The organism is Zarconia sp., from assembly GCF_057467645.1.
Genome location: NZ_JBRJXU010000025.1, coordinates 1 through 19,979, shown reverse-complemented (window position 1 = coordinate 19,979; position 19,979 = coordinate 1). Strand labels below are relative to the sequence as shown.

The following is a 19,979-nucleotide window of genomic DNA, read 5'->3' as shown; positions in this document are numbered from 1 at the left end:
TTCGGAAGCGAGGGGAGGACACGGGAGCTTCGGAAATGGGGGAAGAAACGGGAGCAAGATGCTCCCACTGTTGACTTTTCCGAAACGCCCGAAGCCCCCGAAGCTGCCCAAGCCTACGCCAATCTGGCAAAATTAGCGCTGCATATGCCGCTCGAGCAGTTCCTTCGCCCGAGGTTTGTAAATCAGGTAGAAGAGCGCTTCGATATAGCGCAGTAAATCTTCCCGATTTTCCTTCGACGAGTAGTTCCAGAATCCGTAAATCTTCGCCATCGACAGCAGGCGCGACGTATGGATTTTCCAGGTATAGGTACTGTAAACCCGCTCGATTCCCGCTTTAGAAATGTGATGCCAGTAATCGGGATTTTTCTCGCACTCGCTAACAAATTCGATCAGTTTCGCGGCGGTTTCTTCTAAGTTCGTCGGGTTGATATAGAATCCATTCATCCGATCTTGAATAATTTCGAGCGGGCCGCCAAACTGAGTGCCGAAAGTGGGTAGCCCCGAAATCATCGCTTCGAGAATCGTTAAACCAAACGCCTCAAATAAGGCAGGCTGGACGAAAATCCCTTGGCGATCGGCAATGACGCGGTAGATTTCCCCAGAGTCGTCTTTGGGCAGGCGAATTCCCAACCAGCGAATCTTGCCATACAAATTGTACTGTTCGATCAGCTGGTACAGCTTCTGAATTTCGCTGACCTCTTCAGGATCGGAGGAGTCTTCCGTCCGCAGTTTTCCGGCGACTAAAATCAGATTGCAGTGCTGCTGCAACTCTTCCGAACGGCCGAAACATTCCACCAGTCCCGTCAAATTTTTAATGCGATCGAGACGTGCCATGGAAAAAATCGGTCGCTTGGTGGGGTCTTCGAGTTTGCCGTAGGCTTGTTCGGCATCTTCGAGGTGGAACAACAAATCCTCGAGGCGATCGCGATTGAAAGAAACCCGATCTTCGCTGCGAGTATAGGGGAAATAAACGCTTTCGTTCACCCCAGGGGGAACCACGTTAAATTTGGGAGAGAACAATTCGACACCGTTAAACACGTGGTACAGATCCGGCATCGTGAAGCATTGCAGGGACTCGTACTGACCGACGCTATCGGGTTTCCCGGCAATTTCTTGGTAAGTGCTGCTGATAATGCAATTAGCCGCATTCACCGCAATCAAATCCGCCGTAAACTGGAGTGAGAAGTGATACTGCTCTTCTAAGTCTTGCCAGTAAAGGTTGCTAAACAGATACTTCGACTTTTCGATAGCGTGGGCGACGTTAAACTGAGTCACGTTTAAGCGGCGAGAGAGCAAAAACGCCACCAAGTTACCATCGGAATAGTTCCCCACGATCAGATCGGGGTTACCTTGAAATTCAGCAACGAGTTCTTTTTCTGCGTCGATGGCGTAGGTTTCCAAATAGGGCCAGATTTCAAATCGCGAAATCCAGTTTTGGGTCATCTTGGGGTTGAATTCCCGGAAGGGAACCCGCAAAATCCAAGCATCGTCGGTTCCCCACACCTTTTCGAGGCGTTCGTTACAGCGGGTTCCGTCGGCATTGGGAATCAGGCGCGACAGGATGATCACTTTCGGGTGAACGCCGAGTACGTCGAGTCCGGCGAGGTTGAGATCTTCTTGCAAGCGTTTTTCTAAACTGCGGGCTTGATCGAGGACGTACACCACCTGTCCGCCAGTATCGGGTCGTCCGAGAACCCCCTCTTGTCCGAACCAACCGTGAACCGACACCAATACGATGCGGAAAATCATCGGGATTCGGGAAATAAAGTCTTCGAGAACGGCATCGTCAGGAGAATCGAGCAGTTCGTCGAGAACTTCGAGGGTTTCGCCCACTCGTTTGGCGGTATTTCCCCAACCGGGTTCAAAGCCCAAATCTTGGAACTCAAACCGAAATTTGCTGAAGGGTTCTTCAGGGGGACGGTTGCTGACAAAAGAGAGGGCACTTTTAACCCGATCGGAAAGTTGACGCCAGCTATCGATGCGTTCGTTGATGAGCAGTTTCATCCCTTTATAAGAATGAATGCTCAGAAACTGAAACAGGGCTTTTTGCCAGCGCAGGGGGTCTTGGAACAGTTTGCTCGAAAGATAGCGGTTGAGGAACTGAACCCCTTTCCCGATATTTTTGGAGTCGCGAATAATGGGAGAGTAATCGTAAAAAGGACCGAAATCTAGCTCGAAAACATCGCCTTCTTGAGGATGGTAATGGTTGACGAACCGATCGCGCGTATCTAACAAATCTTGAACGGACATCGATTGGACGTTGAGATCGTTCCAAATCCGAAAGGTTTCTTGAGAGGCGATTTTCGGTCGGACGATGAGACAAATACTTTCATCTTCAACGATCGCTTCTTGGGTATAGTAAATTAGCTTACCCAGATGAGACGTACGTGCAAAGTTCTCGGGCTTTTCGCGATTCTGGCAATATTCGGAAAAAGCTCGTTCGAGATCGTTGCGCAATAAATATCGATTTCCTTCAGCACGAAGTTCGCTGATAAATTGCCGCAAATCGCTTTTTTCATCGCTGTTGAGGACGGATTGAATTAGATTTGCCATTGCCACTCCTTCGATAAAAAATATTGAGGTTTCAAGCAAATAAGATGAGAAACTCAGCCCAAAATATTTAGCCAAGTGACGTTCGATCGAACCAGCTGTAAGAGAGAGTGTGACTCGATGGTGGGTGAGATCGCGACTCCACATCCGAGACCCGTCAATCGAGGGATCGAAGGGCTTTTGCGTTCGTCAGTCCACCACTGTCTCGATCGAATCGAAACCAGCACCCCATCCAACTATTCGGGATGGAATCCATTTAAGATTTTTCCAGCAGAAACATCCCAGCATCGATCTCAAGTGATTCAGCACAAATTTTTTTGGTTCTGGGTTTGCACTCTATCTTTTCAAGATTTACCCGTTGCGATCGCAAAAATTAATAACGTTGGGTGTAACTTTTTCCGAGATGTTGAATTTACGTGGTTTTAGCGACTCAGAATTGAAACGATTCAGTCAATCTGTACGAAAAGTCAAGGGGTCAGACTTGAAGTTACACGTTACGTTAATTGGAATTGGATTTTGGGAAAATTCTCGATCGGATCTTGAGAGCGATTGTTGGGGTTAACGATTTGGTCAGTCTATCAATGAGTAGATATTAAGTATGTATCTACTGCCCGCTCTTCATATTACCGAATCTTGGTTCTCAACTTGTCAATATTTGGTTATTTTTTATTTGATTTTTGTCTCGTTCTTGGAACGGTAGGTAACAAATTTATACAATTAGAAACGCTAGGGCGATCGCGCAAATGAATTGAGGACGAAGAACGAAACTGAAGATCTTATTCCGTAATAATACGGCAAATACAATAGAAGACGATGATTTTTTTACAAATCTTAAATCATTATTATGCGTATAAATATTGATGGTTGTGAAATTCAGACAGAAGTCTCGGTGAAAATGCTCAGAGTCTCGATAAAAATACTGAAGCCAATCCAGCGGCAACTGTCTTAAATATTTACAATTCAAACCAGTTACGTGGAATAACTCAGTATAAATACTTGTTTTCTCAATCGTTTAGCAGTGCGATCGCTTCAGAACTGGATCTTCAAAGCTATAGCAGTTCGCGCTGGTGTAATTACAAATTTTCAGTTATGGGGAACGGGGAATGGAAAAAACCTATGCGCGCGATCGTGTAAGTAAACCACAAGAAGCGCTATAAATATATTGGAGTTTAGATAAATTTAACGACTCAAACTGCAAAACCCTTATCCTGAGACGATTTGAGAGTTGTAAAATTCGGTGTCCGATCGATTTCCCAAAAATCTTACTGCATCGCCGGTTGTAGCCTTCTCAATCGAGATTTTGTCTAAACTCCAGTAAATATAGCCACGCGCTCCAGGACTTAGGACAGTCGATTTGGGGAGGTAATGGCTGTAGGGGTCTTAGCGCTAGCCATGCCGTTTCGCTTGCGCCACATGAAATGCGTAGCGTCTGGTGAAGGAGAAGGCTATAGGGCCGCATTCCCCCTAGGAAATTTTTGACAACTAAACCTGAATCTTTATCGTCAGCGCCTGCTATGCGCGCGAGCTATACACACCAAGCCAAGTCTTTTAGCTCTCGCCACCTTGAATCTCGAGGTTGAATGTATATTCCAGATGCGATCGTTATTTCAATCTCTTGTGTCGCTCTCCGATTAGACATGTGGAGCCAAAGAGGGAACAGGGGTAGAGAATTGATAGTTTCAAAGGAAAAATTGCATTCAAGTTTCATTTTTCCCCAATATCTATTTCAAGTTGGCAGCGCTATCAATAGTACTTCCTCGTATAGACTTATATATATAGTGTTTAAAAAATGACTTTTATAGCGGTTTGCGCCAAATATTGACCCCATACAGAATTTGCCGGAAAAATGTGAACAGCGTGCCGGGATTGCAACCTGGGGTCTACCTTTGTGAAAACCGCTGTAATGTTAAACTTTCTCGATTGAGATATCTAATCGCTCAGGGAATTTAAGCGAATTCTGAGGGAGCGATCGCATCCTCACCGCGAGAATTTTCAACGTTGACCATTCCTGCAAGTTCCTGGCAAATCGCCATAAAATCAGCGAGAGTCGGCGCTAAATTCTCTGCATCAAACAGGGGAACGTGAACGAAAAGACATGGGGTGGATAAGTGTCGCCGCTCTAAGTATTCCAAGACACTGTAGTACAGGTAATTGCAAACAAAGTCCCCCGCATCGTTGCTAATGGTTGTCACCGTGAGTTTAGCAACCAGCTTCTCGAGATTCACCGTTGTCGGTAAAGTATCTTTTCCTCGAGTTGCTTGAGATTCCACGGTCAGTTGCGATCGCTTCTCGGCCATACCGCAACTAATAATGGCCGTGGGTTGCAGCGTTTCAATTTCAGCCAGAACGCGAGCGCTTGCCAGTTGATTTTCCACCGGGAGTTTTCGCAACAGAGTACAGTTGGGAGGAAAAGATTCGAGTCTGGAAACCTCCCCTAAGAGATCGTCAGAGGTATTAGATGTTTGATGGGGTAGCCAAGTCTCGAAAGAAGTCAGTAAAAGTTTGGGATGCACGGTGACTCCAGAACGCTATATTTTGGATGGCTCTAGTCAGATGAGCGATCGCGCTCTCTCCATGTTCAATGGAGGAATCAGAGTCAGAGCATTTGGCTCCCGTTGCGATGGAAACCAGGTCTCACCACGCCGATTGGGTTCTCGCGATTGAAACAGGGCATCGTCACCCCGAGACTCGCCTGGAGTCCCCCTCCATTCAAACTTGACAGAGTCATCGATCGACCATTAGACTGCCAGTTTGATGGCAGGAAGATTCGGTCATGGCAATCATAGCAGTCGTAGACTACGATATGGGCAATTTGCACTCGGCGTGCAAGGGGCTAGAGAATGCGGGGGCAACTCCAAAAATCACCGATTCTCCCCAGGAAATCCATCGCGCCGATGCCGTTGTTTTACCGGGAGTCGGCGCATTCGATCCGGCAGTACAACACCTGCGCTCCCGAAATCTCGTCGAACCCATCAAAGAGGCGATTGCCAGCGGTAAGCCTTTTTTAGGGATTTGTCTGGGACTGCACATTCTCTTCGACGGTAGTGAAGAAGGCAAAGAAGCGGGTTTGGGGATCGTTCCGGGAAAGGTGCGCCGATTCGCTCCCGAACCGGGTTTGACGATTCCCCACATGGGTTGGAATACCCTCGAATTCACCCAACCCAATCTCCCCCTGTGGCAGCAGTTATCGAATCCGGCGTGGGTGTATTTCGTCCACTCCTACTACGTCGATCCGATCGACTCCGATGTGCGGGCTGCGACAATAACCCACGGAACCCAAACGGTGACGGCCGCCATCGCCCGCGAGAATCTGATGGCAGTGCAGTTTCACCCGGAAAAGTCTTCGACTGCCGGGTTGCAAATTTTAGCGAATTTTGTTGCATCGCTTTAGGTGCGATGGGAGTTTTTTCGAGGGGAGTATTGACAAAATATATATTTTATGTATTTAAATCTCGCTCGCAGTATCGGAGGTATCTTCGATGGCGATCGTCACCACAGTGATATTATCTCGTCCCCCTTCTTGCTTTGCTGCCTTCACGAGGGTCGAAACGGCCTCTTGAGAGGAGGAGACCGATTGTAGGTAATCGGAAATTACCTCGTCGGTTAATTCTTCCGTCAACCCATCGCTACACAGCAGCAATCGATCGCCCGGTTGGACATCCACGGCATCCACCTCGATCGCCCCTAAATCAGCTCGTCCCAGACACTGAGACAGGACGTGCCGCCACGGATGCATCCGTGCGTCTTCTTCAGAGAGAGCACCGGCTTTCACCGCCTGAGCGACCCAGGTATCATCTTCGCTCATCTGTTCCAACTTATCCTGACGCAAGCGATAGATTCTCGAATCTCCCAGGTTACCGTACCAGCTTGCCTCACTCATCGAACCGGTGACTTCGTCTTCCTGAGATCGGAAAATCACCGCCACGGCGGTCGTTCCCATATCCGCATTATCGGGATGAACCTGTTGGTCGTCGAGAATGGCTTGATTGGCCAGTAAAAACGCATTTTCGAGCAAAATGGGAGACGGCTCGGCCGAATCCCATTTTTCGCTAAGATACTTCTGAATGGCGTCCTTGGCAATCCGGCTGGCTTCTTGTCCGGCGGCATGACCGCCCATCCCATCGGCAACGATAAAAAATCGTCCCTCCGGATCGATATAGTAAGCATCCTGATTGACGGTGCGGACGAGTCCCGTATCCGTTAGACCTGCAAACTCAGCATTCATAGCATCTAGCATGAAAATTTAAAACGTGCGATCGTATCGATTGAGGCGCATCAGCAATCGAATTAAAGCGACCCCAAAGATTCCTGCTACTATACCAAACAGCAGTGCGACCCACCCCATCTGATTAACCAATAATATGGTAGCCGATATGGTGAAAGTACTCACGAGCAGAGCGTAGGTCGTGCCCACCTGCATCCCGATCGAACGGCGCAGCAAGCGATCGGTCTCCGAAGAGCGCACCCGCACTCGAATATCCCCCCGTTCGAGTTTGTCGAGGGTATCTTCGATCCGGCGCGGCAATCCCAATGCCGTGGTACTCACCTGGGCGGCTTGGCGGCTCAGCTCGCCGAAGATTCCATTGCCATTGACGTCCGTTACATTAGCCATAATATCTAACGCAAAGGGTTTTGCGACTTCCATAAAATTGAACTCGGGATCCAAGCCTTTCCCCACCCCTTCGATGGTGGAAAACGCTCGCATGACGAAGGTAAAGGTGGCCGGAAAGCGGAAGGGTTGGTCGTAGGCAATATCGTAGAGATCGTCGCTAATTTCGGCGACGGACTTTTCCTCGAAAGGTTGGTCCATTACCCGATCGAGAACGTATTGAATCGCCCGTCGCACCGGGGCTAAATCCTTCGTCGGCGCGATCGCCCCCAGCTCGATTAACGCGGCAATGGTGCGATCGGCATCTTTCTGAGCGATGCCGAAAAACACATCCATCAACCCTTCGCGCACCTTGGCGGTGATTTCCCCCATCATGCCGAAATCGTAGAAAATCAGCTCCCCTTCTGGGGTCACTGCCAAATTCCCCGGATGGGGGTCGGCATGGAAAAAGCCGTAATTGAGGAGTTGTTGCAAATAGGTCGTCGCCCCCAGTTGAGCGATTTCCTTGCGATCGAGTCCGGCCGCTTCGAGGGCTTCGTAGTTACTGATTTTAATCCCCGGAACGTATTCGAGGGTCAGCACCCGCGATGAGGTGTAGCGCCAGTAAATCCGGGGCACCTTCACCCAACTCACCTCGCGAAAATTGCGGCGGAATAAATCGGCGTTGCGACCTTCGTTGAGATAATCAATTTCCAGGTAGAGAATTCGGCAGCATTCGTCGTAAATGCCCATCCAGTCTCGACCCCGACCCCAGTTGGGATGATTTTGAAAATATCGAGCAATCCCTTTAAGAATCGCCAAATCGATATTAAACAATCGCCGCAGACCTCGGCGCTGCACTTTAACGACGATTTCCTCCCCCGAGTGGAGTTTGGCTTTGTGAACCTGACCCAAACTCGCGGCTGCCAGGGGCAGGGGATCGAAGTGACGATAGAGTTCGTCTACCCCCTTGCCGAAATCCTCCTCGATAATCGCGGCGGCTTCCTCGTAGCTAAAAGCAGGCACGCGATCTTGGAGTTTGGTGAGTTCTTCGACGTACTCGGCTGGAAACAGGTCGGCACGGGTGGAAAAAAGTTGACCCAGCTTAATAAACGTCGGACCCAGATCCAAAAATGTTTCTCGAATCCAAATCGCCTGTCGGCGTTGTCGGGCTTTTTTCTTCTCTTCGGTAAATCCTCCGACATAAGTCCAAGCTCGTTTATCTCGCCACTGTTCCCAAAGAAATCGGGACACGAACGCCCAAATTTCAATGCGACGTCGCCCGCGAGAATAGTTCTTGCGGTTCCAGCGATAGGACTTAGCCGTGGGGTAGGCTTCTGGTGGTTTAGACCCAATGCGCGCGAGACGGGAGCGCTCTACAGGTACAGATTTCACTGCAGATTTGACAGCGTAAGGGGTCTGGGCGATCGATTCATCCTGAAGTGCAGACACTCGAATTCCTAGGCTTTGGGTTGAACGGGGGCAGAAAAAGTCAATGAGTTAGTCGCAATCGCGCAGATTAAGCCGCACGGCTGCGGTAGCGCTGCAACTCGGTTCTGAGCTGAGCGATTTCCGCTCGCAAGTCGTCGATGGTCGCTTGCAAATCGAGATCTGACGAACTCGATAGATCGATGGAGATCGTGCTGCGATTCTCCATTGCCGCTTCTTCGGCGAGTTTAGCTCGCGACATCACCTCTTCGGTAAATTGACGCAGTTGTTCTCGTTGCTCGGCATCAAATTTACCAAGTTCGCTCAAACCATTGGTAAGAACTTTCTCGAAGGATTCACCGATACTTTCTGCTAGAACTCGACCCACAAAAAAGGAACGAACTAGAGAGTTACTCATGACGTTGCTGAATATTACGCTTCCGTTACAAATTATAACGTGCTAAATTCCCTCTCGATCCCTGGGTTCGGGGACGCGCGTCGAGGTCTTCAGTCCAAATCAGCAAGGGGCGATCGCTCCGGACCGGCTGCGGGAGTCGGGGAGCACGATCGATTTTCCCCTTCCCCCGAACCGCGACACATACGGCAGAACCGCTTCATCGTTCGCCAATACACCCTAAATGTGACCTACCGTGCCCCCAGATGACTTGCTAGATTTTTCCACCGGAAGCCGATCGAACTTAGAATCGGACAAATCCAGGGGAGCGGGAGATTCGATCGTGCCGGTTTGGGTTTTCACCGGGATATCCCAAGCGGGACTGGGAGCTTCCACCGCCCTCGACGGCAGCTCGGCTTCCGAGAGGGAGGATTGGGAGGATTCGATAAAGGTTTTTTGGGGAATCACCGCTTCCGGTTCGGGCGCGTACCCATCGTAGGCGGGTTGTTCCCATTCTCCCTGGGTTTCCCGATCGCTTTCGTATCGTTCGTAACGCTCGTAGGTGGGTTCTTGGTAATAGGATGCCGGTTCCGAGGAGTTGGAATATTCTCCATAGTCCGCAGGGTCGTCCGACGAATAGTCCGCCGGTCCATCCCAGGAATACCGTTCCGGTTCCGAGGGCGTGGCTTCCTCGACGAAATCCGGTTCTCGACCGGCGTCCTCTGTGCGAACGTGGGGTCGAAAACCTCGTCCGGGTAAAGATTTCCCAAGTTCGGGGCGATCGCTTTCGGTACGACTTGCCGCATTCGACTGCATCGAGAAGACGTAACTGGCACCACCGATTCCCGAAATCAGAGAGGTCGTGGCAAATAGAGCGGGTATCCAGGGACGCAAACCCGGTCGCCAGGTTTCTTGAATTTCGCTCTCGTCGGTGGCCTCGGAACTCGTCGTTCGATCGGCAACAACCGGTTGTGGGACTTCTGGTCTTTTCGCCGCCTTCGTCGCTTTCTTGGTTTTCCCGTCGATGGCTTGTTTGGAGAGCGAACCCTCTTCCACAGCCGGCGTGACGACCATTTCTCGGACGGCTGTCGATTCTCGAGGCAGCAGTTTTAACCAGGCTTCGATGGTGGGAACGCGCCGCTCGACATCGAGTTCTAAGCCGTCGAGGATTGCCCCCTCGATTTCCGAGCCGATGTCCTTTTGAAACTGCTTCGGATTCGGCAAGGGAATGCGATCTCGCAGGGGAGCCGTCACCGGAGCCTGTCCGGTAATCAGATGGTAGAGGGTCGCCGCCAGGGCGTATACGTCGGTAGCCGGCGTCCGCTTGCCTTGGGGATCGTACTGTTCTAGGGGCGCGTATCCCGCCGAGAGCAATCCGGCATGGGTTTGAGCGGCTCCCACGGTAAATCCTTGAGCGATGCCGAAGTCGATGGGAATCACGCGATGCCGACCGGAGCGGCGAATAATATTGTCGGGTTTAATATCGAGATGGAGGACGTTGTTGCGGTGTAAAACCCCCAGAGCGGCTCCCACCTGTCGAATGTAGTATAGAGCTAGAGGGATGGGTAATGGCTGACCTGCTCTCATCACCTGTGCCAGCGTCGGACCGGGAATGTAGTCCATCACAGCGAACACTTGACCGCGTTCGTAAAATAGGTCGAGAACCCGTGCCAAGTTAGCATGCTGGCATTGGGCGATCCGCTGAATTTGTTGGATAAAGCGTTGCTGAAATCGATCGAAATCAGCGTAGTGGCGCAAGCTTTCACTGAGGGTCTTAATGACCACGGGCTGCTCTAGATTGGCATGAACGGCCCGGTAGGTGGTACCGAAGTACCCCTGACCTAGGGTCGCACCGATGGCGTACTTGCCATTCTGAAGAACAGTTCCAGCCGTTAGGTTCATCTAAAAAACTCCGGGAGTTTGAAATCCTCGAACGTCTGGGTTCGGGATGTAAACAACGGGCGCGATGTGAATCGCCTCCTTGGAGGTCTGTTTTTGAGCGCGAACGCGCCGAGAACTGACCGAAAACTCGTTTTGGTCCCTGCGGACTGTCTCCTCGGGCAACCCAGATTCGAGTATCCGATGAGACCGAACTTTGGCATTCAAGCTGGCACGGGTCTAGACTCTCCCAGTCTTCCGTTCGGCCTGGCAGACACCTTGAGTACTCAGACGAGCAATCTAGTGCAACGCGGCAGAAAGAACTACCCAGCTTTCAACCGGTGAAAGTTATACACAGTAAGCATTTTAAATTTTTAGTTTTGCATTTTTAATTCTGCGTAGCAACACTAGGCTTTGACTTGATCGAGGACCCTCTCTTTATTTCTCAAACATTCCATCGGGAGATCGGAAATTTTTTGAGAACTTCAGTCAAAGGAATTTGTTTATATCCTAATCCCCGATCGACACTTTTTGGGTTCGGGCGATCGCATTCTCTTAAATTTCCGAGATTTTACTGAGTGTCATCCGAGTCGAAAAAGATTCCGCTACGATATATGGATATCGAGCGTAATATATGGATTTCGATGTTCGCAACTCGATGACTGACATCGTTCGATGTTCGTCTTCTACCTCAACTTTCCCATCCGAAATTGCCCCCTTGATGGTACGGTATCCCGAGCCAACCGATGGGGAATTCACGTTAAATTCCAACATCCCATGACAAATACCACACGAGCAATTGAAACCTTAGCGGCTGAAATTGGCGATCGCATCTATATGGATATCGCGAAATGGCATCTTTATCTCGAAAATGCCAAGCTGCACCAAACCCTTGCCGAGCAGTTATATCCCCTATTAGAAGGGAATTCTGTGGAGTCAAATCGCGTATTAGAAGTCTTACAAAGTATTCCCATTTCTTTGGGCGGGGGCAAGCGCGATCTTCCCCTGCTGGATTTACTTCCCTCACGATGCCAAACCGAATTAATGGACATCTTAGAAGATTTCCAACGTCAGATGTAATGGATGCCCCAGATACGCAGCCAAAAGGATACACGAAGATCTTGAAGGGCTTTAAGCGTTTTCCTAAACGCCCGGACGGACGGGTTCGCCACCGACCCCTCCCATGGCTGAGATTCTCGATTTCGGGTTGTTTAGCGAGTGCTCTATTTCTGAGCCATGCCCCAAATCTTGGAACATTTCCTCCGTTTTTGAGTCTCCGGTTTGAAGAAATGCTCGATCGACCCTCTGGGGTTGCGAGATCTTCAATCGATGAGTTGTTTCCATCCTCGACGCCTCCCCACGTCCTTGCGTTCACCGCCTCCTCACCTCCGAGCCTCCGAGAGTCTGTCCGAGGAACGACGATCGCTGCATCTGTAACCGAAGCCTCCGATGCCCCCCAAGCCTCCGATGCCCCACCACCCATGTTCGATGCGATCGCCACTTACAGCACCACCCTCGTAACGAGTGGCGATCCCGTCGATATTTACTATCCCGATCCCGCGACCTCGGACAGCACATCTCATGCTTTTCCCATTGCCCTGTTTCTCCAGGGAGCGAATGTGGATAAAGCCTACTACGCCCAATACGCCAAGGCTGTTGCTCGGTACGGGTTTATCGTTGTCGTACCCAACCATCGCACCTCGATTCTCGGTCGTGCCGCCCTGTTCGCTCAGGTGACCCAAGTTCCTGAAGCCCTAGCTAGTCTGAGAATGGCGAGCGATCGCGCGCCGTTTGCCGAGATGATGGACGCCGACAAACTCGTTTTGCTCGGTCACTCTCACGGCGGGATGATGGGTCTAGATGCCATTCGCGGTGCCTGCGACATTCCTTTTTGCGTCGGCGATTACAGCATTCCCGAAGAACTGGTCGCCGCCGCATTCTTCGGGACGTTTTTGTGGGAAGATGGCGAGTATCTTTCGATCGATAATGGTGACGTTCCCATCGCCTTGATTGCAGGCACTCGAGATAGTTTGATTACCCCTCAAGAAACCCTCGGAACCTACAAGAAAATCTACAATCCCCCCAAGATTTTTGCTTTGGTCAAGGGAAGCAATCATTACGGGATTACGGATGTGGATAATCCACCGGGTTCGCCCCAAGAACCGAATCGACAAACCCTCGATCGAAGTACTGGGATTGAGACCATTGCCCGTTGGAGCGCTCTGTTTTTACGAGCTCACGCTCTGGGAGATCGAGCCGCATTCGATTATATTTACAACACCAAAAACAACCAAGATACCAACGTTAAGGTCGTCAGTCAACCTTGAAAAATGCCAACTCTACTGCCCGGACAAAAACCGCGAAATTGGTTGGGAAATGGAACTCTTAGATGTAGACTATCTAAGAGCGAGCCGGCAAAAATTTAAGCGTCTTTGTGCCTAAGTATTTGTTTGGTAATCAAGTCCAATTCATCCGGATCGAATGACTTCCGAAAAGACCCCAACCCAGCCTTCAATTGGCTTGTTTACGGCAATTTGTCTGGTGGTGGCCAACATGGTCGGCACTGGTGTTTTCACAAGTTTGGGCTTCCAAGCGATCGATATCCAATCGGGTTTTTCGTTATTAATGTTGTGGATCGTGGGCGGGGTGTTTGCCCTGTGCGGCGCTTTATCTTACGGAGAACTGGGTGCGGCGATGCCCCGTTCGGGGGGAGAATATCACTACCTCACCAAGATTTACCATCCCGCCATCGGTTTCCTATCTGGATGGGTGTCGGTGACGGTGGGGTTTGCAGCGCCAATTGCCCTGGCAGCCATGGCTTTGGGAACCTATGCCGCCAGCGTCTTTCCCGGCTTGTCTCCTTTGGCGATTGCCGTCGTCGTCGTCATTGGCGTTTCTTTGATTCACACGCGCGATCTCAAATTCGGCAGTTCTTTTCAAGATATTGCCACGGTGGGAAAAGTCTCGCTGATTGTAATTTTAATCGTTTGCGGTTTTGCCCTGGCTCAACCTCAAGATATTAGTTTTCTCCCATCGATCGAAGATACGGGCTTGATTTTTAGCTCTCCGTTTGCCATTTCTTTGGTCTACGTCACCTATTCCTATTCCGGTTGGAACGCTGCGATTTATCTGGCAAGCGAAGTTAAAGAACCGGAAAAAAACGTGCCGCGCGCCCTATTTATCGGTACGGCGGCGGTGATGGTTTTATACGTTCTGATTAACTTTATTTTTCTGTATACTACGCCTATCGATCGATTAGCTGGAGAGTTGGAAGTCGGATATATTGCCGCCGAGTCTATTTTTGGTACCTCCGGGGCAAAAATTATGGGAATGCTGATTTCTTTCGGCTTAATTTCTTCGATTAGTTCGATGGTTTTAGCCGGACCGAGGGTGACTCAGGTCATCGGGGAAGATATGCCGGTGTTCCAGATTTTAGCTAAGAAAAATCGTAATGGCGTTCCCTACTATGCGATTTTGCTGCAGTTATCGATCGTGCTCGTTTTGTTAATCACCTCTTCCTTTGAAGCGGTGTTAACTTATCTGAGCTTTACCCTAACGCTTTCCTCATTTCTTACTGTTTTGGGTGTATTCATCTACCGATTCAGGTATCCCGAGGTTCCCAGACCTTACAAGACCTGGGGATATCCGATCGTCCCGATTATTTTCCTCGCCATTAGCCTGTGGATTCTGGTTTTTATTTTTAAAGATAAACCTGGGGAATCCCTGGCTGGCTTGGGAACGCTAGCCCTTGGACTGCCGATTTACTTTCTGGCGGTCAAAAATAAAGTCATTTCTTCAGATACTTGAGACCCAAGTATTTTTTTGATGTTGAGAATACTCCCTTCTGTCATGAAAAAGTTTTTCTTCGTTTTACTGGCAACGGTTTTACTCCCCATCGGACTATCGTCCTGTGCGAGCGAGACGCCGGGAAATGGAGCGTCAGAAGCCACCTCTGGCAATAGCCCAACCCAAGAGTCTGGGACATCTGAAGGGGGTAACGCTTCCACCTCCGAAGGGGCTTCGACCTCTCAAACCACCGCATCTAAACCCTCCGCGAACGATTTCGACCCAGAACGAGCTGCCCTGCTCACGGATTCATCTCGGTTCTTGGCGGGTTTAGACGTTGATGAAAATAGCCCCATCGCCCCCTTGCAAGATAGCGGTGCCTGGCTCGATCATGCCAATTTTCTCAACGGTGCCTGGTCGACCTTAGAAAGCCAACAGATTTCTCGCGCCCGAGCCTGGGGAGCGGAAGAACTTCAGGCTATCAACCAAACCGCGCCGCAAATTTTTTACCCCTTTAGCGGACCGGATATTTTGTACGGCTACACCTTCTTCCCCGAAGCCACCGATTACGTGATGGTGGGGTTGGAACCGGTCGGGGATATACCGGAAATTACCCCCGACACGAATATCGGGAACCGCCTGCAAGGGGTGAATCAATCCTTATATGCCATCTTGCAATATAGCTTTTTCCGCACGAAGGCGATGGCCGTCGATTTAAGTCAGAAGGGGGTATCGCCAATTCTCTTCGTCTTTTTGGCGCGCACGAACAATAACATTCTCGATGCCCAGTACGTGGGACTCGATAAAAATGCCCAACTGCAACCAATGGCCAGTCGCGACGAACTCATCGATTCCGGGTTGGTTCCGGGGGTAAAAATTTCCTTCGTGTCTGAAGGGGAATCTCAGGTCAAAACCCTCTATTACTTCTCCACGGATTTATCCAATACCGGCTTGGAAGGCACTCCTGAATTTATCGAATTCGTCAAAACGCTCAATACACCAACGACTTATCTGAAGGCAGCATCCTATCTGATGCATAACGAGAGTTTCTCTACCATTCGCGACTTGATTTTGAGCCAAAGCAGCAACGTTTTGCAGGATGACTCGGGCATGCCGGTGCGATATTTCGATCCCGAACAGTGGGAGCGGCAATTTTATGGAGCCTACGTCAGTCCCATCGACCTGTTTGCCCAGCGGTATCAAGGAGATTTGCGGGAGATCTATCAAACAGACCAGAATATCAAAGGGTTGGATTTTGGTATTGGCTACAAGTTTTACAACGACTCCAATTTGATGTTGGCGACATCCAAAGAGAGAGCCGGCAATTAATCCCCACCCTTGACATAGTCTCGGCGCAATCGCTCGAGCAGTTCCGGTCGTCTGTCGTATAGGCGTTTGAGCGATCGCCGAGGCGCACGATCGAGGGCGTAACCGGTCATAATCGGTAAGGCAATGGTACTATCGGCGTAACACACCACTGAATCGGGTAACTGGTTGGGTTCGACTTTTCCCCAACTGACGGCTTCCCCCGGTGTTGCGCCGCTGAGTCCTCCGGTATCGGGACGCGCGTCCGTCACCTGGATAAAATAATCGTGTCCCCGTTCTTCTAAGCCGCACACCTCATGTAGGTGGGGTTGCGTTTGCAAGATAAAGTTTTTCGGGGAACCCCCGCCTAAAATAACCACCGCACTTTTACCGCGATCGTCCTCCCCTCTCGCTCCATAGGCGATCGCCGCCGTTTCGTTCACATCTCGATTGGGATCGATAACCAGTTGCGAACCCTGGAGTGCCACTGCCGCGACGTTCATACCAATGGAACTATCTCCAGGGGAACTGGTATAGATCGGAACGCCGCAACGATAAGCGGTTGAAAGTAACCCCGAGGCAATGCCGAAACTTTGCTCGACTTTGTTGATATATTCCCCTAAATGGTGATGAAATTCGGCGCTCGACATGGGTTTTTGAAAGACTTCCCCTTGAATGATGCTCCGCAGAAATTCATCGGTTTTGAGCAACACTTCGTATTTAAAAACGATATCGTAAATGCGAATCGTCTCGTTTTTTCGCAGTTCGATATCATCGAGAAACGGTTGGGCGGCAAACAGCTCGAAATCGAGAGAATAGTGTAAATCGTGATAAAGATTGGCTCCGGTACTGACGATCCAATCAATAAATCCTGCTTCGATGAGGGGGGAAAGTAATGAAGTGCCAAACCCAGCAGGGGTTAAAGCACCGCTCAAACTCAGTCCGACGGTGACGTCGGGTTTGAGAATTTTTGTGACCAGCAGTTGACAAATTTCTCGCAATCGCGCCCCATTGTAAGCCGTAAAATAGTTATCGACTAAGTAAGAAATTCCCTCTAAACTGGATTGAGAAGCACCTAGGGGATTGGGAACAATTTTTTGTTTCATCTTGCGTCGAAATGGTGAGGGGTCTCCCGTTTTATGTGGAGCGATCGTTAAAGTTGAAACCGAGGGTCTGTTTCGGTTTCATCACTCAATTTAGATCGATAATTGAATTCCTTGCTACTACATTTTCGTGACTCAGTAGAGGTTTAGTATAACTTAATTGACATTCTCCCCGACAGCGAAGGTGCGGGGATTCCTAAGACTCACGACTTAGGTTTCTGTTTCTTTGCACCAGCCTTGACAGATTTACTCTGCTCGGGTCTTACAGTCGCTCCACAGACTGACACGGCAAGTCCGGCCGCCAAGATATTTTTACTCGCGTTCGCGTCTCGGTCATGGTGACTTCCACAACTCGGACACTTCCATTCGCGGACACCCAGAGGCATTTTTTCTGCAATATGTCCGCAGTTAGAACACCGCTTAGAGCTGGGGAACCATCGGTCGATTTTCACTAACTCCCGACCGTACCAGTCACACTTGTATTCAAGTTGTCTGGTGAGTTCTCCCCAACTCGCGTCACTAATTGCCCGAGCGAGTTGGTGGTTTTTCACCCTTACGGGTTCGGCACTTCCTCCTCGATAGGAACCACCAAGACCGGAGTGCCTCACCATATTCTTCACTGCTAAATCCTCAACAACGATTGTTTGGTTTTCGCGCACCAGTTGAGTGGTCAGCTTGTGAAGAAAATCTGTTCTGGCGTCGGTTATTTCTTGGTAGACTTTCGCCACCTTGAGTCGGGCTTTCTCTCGATTCTTCGAGCCTTTGAGCTTACGACTCAGAGCTTTCTGCGCCCTCGATAGTTTGGCATACTTCCCTTTGAACGTAGACGGATTGGCAATCTTCGTCCCATTGCTCAATGCCACCAAGCTAGTTATCCCCAAGTCGATGCCGACCTTTTTAGACGATTTCGGCAGTGGGTCGATTTGAACGTCCACCAGCAGGCTCACCGTCCATCGACCAGCAGAAGAAAGTTTGACTGTAATGCTCGACGGAATGGCTCCAATTGGCAGGGGTCGGCTCCATCGGATGGGGAGAGGGTCGGCACATTTAGCCAGATAGACTTGACCCTTGTTGAATTTAAACGCTGACTTCGTAAATTCAGCGCTGCCACCATTGCGTTTTTTCTTGAATTTTGGGTAGCTGCAGCGACCCGCAAAGAAGTTGGTAAACGCTTTTTGGAGGTGCCGCAATCCCTGCTGAAGAGGAACGCAGCTCACTTCAGACAAGAAAGAGAGTTCCTCTTCCTTCTTCCACAGAGTCAACATTGCGGATGTTTCACCATAGCCAACTCGCTTCTGGTCTTCATACCAAGCGCTCGTGCGGTAAGCCAAGGCTCGGTTGTAGACAAGACGAGTGCAACCCATTGTTCGCCTCAACAGGTTTTCCTGTTCGGGAGTTGGGTAAAAACGATACCGGAACGCTTTTTGGCTCATTCTTACATTATAGACGGTAAAATGTGAGAAATGTGAACGCGATGGACACTTGTAAAGCCGTCCGATTCGGACGGGGTTTCAAACCCAAGAAGTATTGATGAAAGATTACCAATACGTTGAGATTGTTGAGTGCGGCGAACCCCTCGTTCCCATCCCCCCCGATCGTTTTGCCTTCGAGTCTCCTCACCCCTACGAAAAAGTCGGCGCCCCTTACGGAGACCGATCGCCCTTTTTCCTGCGTCAGGGTGTCCTCGATCGCCTAGATGCCGCTCAAACGTTCCTCCAACAGCAGCAACGCGGTTGGCGCATCCAGATTTTTGATGCCTACCGTCCGGTGGAGGTGCAGCAGTATATGGTGGACTATACCTTCGAGGAAACGGTGCGATCGCGTGGGTTATCCTCCACGGAACTGACCCCAACCCAGCGAGACGGGATTTTAGAAGACGTGTATCAATTTTGGGCCGTTCCCAGCCTCGATCCGGCATTTCCCCCACCCCACAGTACCGGGTCGGCTATCGATGTCACCTTGGTGGATGAAGAGAGTCAAGTCGTCGATATGGGGTCTCCCATTGATGAGATGTCGCCCCGTTCCTACTCGAACCATTTTGCCGCCTCTAATGATGCGATCGGTCAGCAATACCATCGCCACCGTCAATTCCTGGCCAATGCGATGACGTCAGCTGGATTTATCCAACACCCCGGCGAGTGGTGGCATTTTAGCTTTGGCGACCAAATGTGGGTTTGGCTGACGAAAAGTACGGAGGCTGCCCGTTACGGGCGCATTTTTTAACGTCAGTTCGGGATAAGTCGCGATAAAAGTATCTGGCTGGAGTGGGGTGTAGCTGACAGGTGTAGGTTGTTGACAATCTGGTAATTGCCAGTGGTGACAACAACGAGAATTCAAGGGTTCGGCGATTGCCCGCTTCCCCTGCTCAAATCCACCCATTAAAAACCTACACTTGTGAGGTGGGGTGTAGGGGGAGAAAACTCATGGTTCGAGCCGTTCAGTCATCTGAGGCTATTTCATATCGAGCAGTACCGAATTGCACAAACTGCGATCGTCATCGCTCAGATTCGGATTCGTCCGTAAATAATCCCCCAGCCACTGACAGCTTTGGACGAGCAAATCGTCAAGATCGAGATTCCAAAAAATCACCGTGCGATCGTCACTGGCCGACACGATCGCATCGCTACGGGGACTAAAGCTGACCCCCAATACCCCCGACTCGTGTCCTTGTAAGGATTTAATCAACGTGCCATCTTCGAGACTCCACAGCCGCACCGTTCCATCCCAGCTCCCGGCGGCGATAAACTTGCCAGTGCGCTCGAAACTGACACTGTTGACGCTATCGCTATTGCTGAATTCTTGCAACAACTTGCCGTTGAGATCCCAAAGCTTGACTTCGTTATCCCAGCCGGCCGAAGCAATGGTCTGACTGTCGGGACTAAAGACCGTACTGGTGACGTAAGAATTATGTCCGTTATCGTTGTGGTCTTGACTTTCAATGATTTTG

At 50.1% G+C, this 19,979-nt stretch carries 15 protein-coding genes; 6 read left to right on the top strand and 9 right to left on the bottom strand.

The annotated features are described in order from the left end of the window. Positions 1-132: 132 nt before the first annotated feature. Both AC2215_RS03830 and AC2215_RS03825 read right to left on the bottom strand, forming a co-directional pair. Positions 133-2,553 (bottom strand): sucrose synthase, encoded by a 2,421-nt coding sequence (locus AC2215_RS03830; protein WP_486808629.1) that lies wholly within the window; start codon positions 2,551-2,553, stop codon positions 133-135. Positions 2,554-4,496: 1,943 nt separating this feature from the next. Then, positions 4,497-5,063 (bottom strand): pyroglutamyl-peptidase I family protein, encoded by a 567-nt coding sequence (locus AC2215_RS03825; protein ID WP_486808628.1) that lies wholly within the window; start codon positions 5,061-5,063, stop codon positions 4,497-4,499. 260 nt (positions 5,064-5,323) lie between these two features. Here AC2215_RS03825 and hisH point away from each other — a divergent pair, with 260 nt between their 5' ends. Next, the gene (gene hisH, locus AC2215_RS03820) at positions 5,324-5,941 is read left to right on the top strand and encodes an imidazole glycerol phosphate synthase subunit HisH (protein WP_486808627.1); all 618 of its coding nucleotides are present in this window, start codon (positions 5,324-5,326) and stop codon (positions 5,939-5,941) included. Between the two features lie 54 nt (positions 5,942-5,995). On the opposite strand, the gene AC2215_RS03815 is transcribed toward hisH, so the two are convergent. The 4 genes from AC2215_RS03815 to AC2215_RS03800 all read right to left on the bottom strand — a co-directional run bounded on the left by AC2215_RS03815 (position 5,996) and on the right by AC2215_RS03800 (position 10,862). Beyond that, on the bottom strand, positions 5,996-6,775 hold the full coding sequence (locus AC2215_RS03815) for a PP2C family protein-serine/threonine phosphatase (RefSeq protein ID WP_486808664.1): 780 nt from the start codon (positions 6,773-6,775) through the stop codon (positions 5,996-5,998). A gap of 18 nt (positions 6,776-6,793) precedes the next feature. Next, a complete protein-coding gene (locus tag AC2215_RS03810; protein WP_486808663.1) occupies positions 6,794-8,494 on the bottom strand; it encodes an ABC1 kinase family protein in 1,701 nt (566 codons plus the stop codon). A 163-nt stretch (positions 8,495-8,657) separates the two neighbouring features. Further along, positions 8,658-8,984 carry a DUF6825 family protein gene (locus AC2215_RS03805; protein ID WP_486808626.1) on the bottom strand — a complete coding sequence of 109 codons (327 nt, stop codon included), beginning with the start codon at positions 8,982-8,984 and terminating at the stop codon, positions 8,658-8,660. A gap of 216 nt (positions 8,985-9,200) precedes the next feature. After that, a complete protein-coding gene (locus tag AC2215_RS03800) occupies positions 9,201-10,862 on the bottom strand; it encodes a serine/threonine protein kinase (protein WP_486808625.1) in 1,662 nt (553 codons plus the stop codon). Between the two features lie 753 nt (positions 10,863-11,615). Between AC2215_RS03800 and AC2215_RS03795 the strand changes: the two genes are divergently transcribed. The 4 genes from AC2215_RS03795 (at position 11,616) to AC2215_RS03780 (ending at position 15,953) form a co-directional block, all read left to right on the top strand. Then, positions 11,616-11,918, top strand: coding sequence for a DUF3181 family protein (locus AC2215_RS03795; protein WP_486808624.1), 303 nt, complete (start codon positions 11,616-11,618; stop codon positions 11,916-11,918). A 188-nt stretch (positions 11,919-12,106) separates the two neighbouring features. After that, complete coding sequence (locus AC2215_RS03790) at positions 12,107-13,165, top strand: alpha/beta hydrolase family protein (protein WP_486808623.1); 1,059 nt, start codon at positions 12,107-12,109, stop codon at positions 13,163-13,165. Between the two features lie 154 nt (positions 13,166-13,319). Continuing rightward, positions 13,320-14,645 carry an APC family permease gene (locus tag AC2215_RS03785; RefSeq protein ID WP_486808622.1) on the top strand — a complete coding sequence of 442 codons (1,326 nt, stop codon included), beginning with the start codon at positions 13,320-13,322 and terminating at the stop codon, positions 14,643-14,645. A gap of 42 nt (positions 14,646-14,687) precedes the next feature. Beyond that, positions 14,688-15,953 carry a hypothetical protein gene (locus tag AC2215_RS03780; protein ID WP_486808621.1) on the top strand — a complete coding sequence of 422 codons (1,266 nt, stop codon included), beginning with the start codon at positions 14,688-14,690 and terminating at the stop codon, positions 15,951-15,953. Here AC2215_RS03780 and AC2215_RS03775 read toward each other — a convergent pair. Further along, the gene (locus AC2215_RS03775) at positions 15,950-17,035 is read right to left on the bottom strand and encodes a homospermidine biosynthesis protein (protein ID WP_486808620.1); all 1,086 of its coding nucleotides are present in this window, start codon (positions 17,033-17,035) and stop codon (positions 15,950-15,952) included. The two genes, AC2215_RS03780 and AC2215_RS03775, sit on opposite strands and share 4 nt — an antisense overlap. 200 nt (positions 17,036-17,235) lie before the next feature. Beyond that, the gene (locus tag AC2215_RS03770; protein ID WP_486808619.1) at positions 17,236-18,465 is read right to left on the bottom strand and encodes an RNA-guided endonuclease InsQ/TnpB family protein; all 1,230 of its coding nucleotides are present in this window, start codon (positions 18,463-18,465) and stop codon (positions 17,236-17,238) included. Positions 18,466-18,562: 97 nt separating this feature from the next. Here AC2215_RS03770 and AC2215_RS03765 point away from each other — a divergent pair, with 97 nt between their 5' ends. Beyond that, positions 18,563-19,255: a M15 family metallopeptidase gene (locus AC2215_RS03765; protein WP_486808618.1), complete on the top strand. Its 693-nt coding sequence runs from the start codon at positions 18,563-18,565 to the stop codon at positions 19,253-19,255. Between the two features lie 228 nt (positions 19,256-19,483). On the opposite strand, the gene AC2215_RS03760 is transcribed toward AC2215_RS03765, so the two are convergent. Continuing rightward, positions 19,484-19,979: WD40 repeat domain-containing protein (locus AC2215_RS03760; protein WP_486808617.1), on the bottom strand; the 496-nt coding region annotated here is incomplete at its 5' end.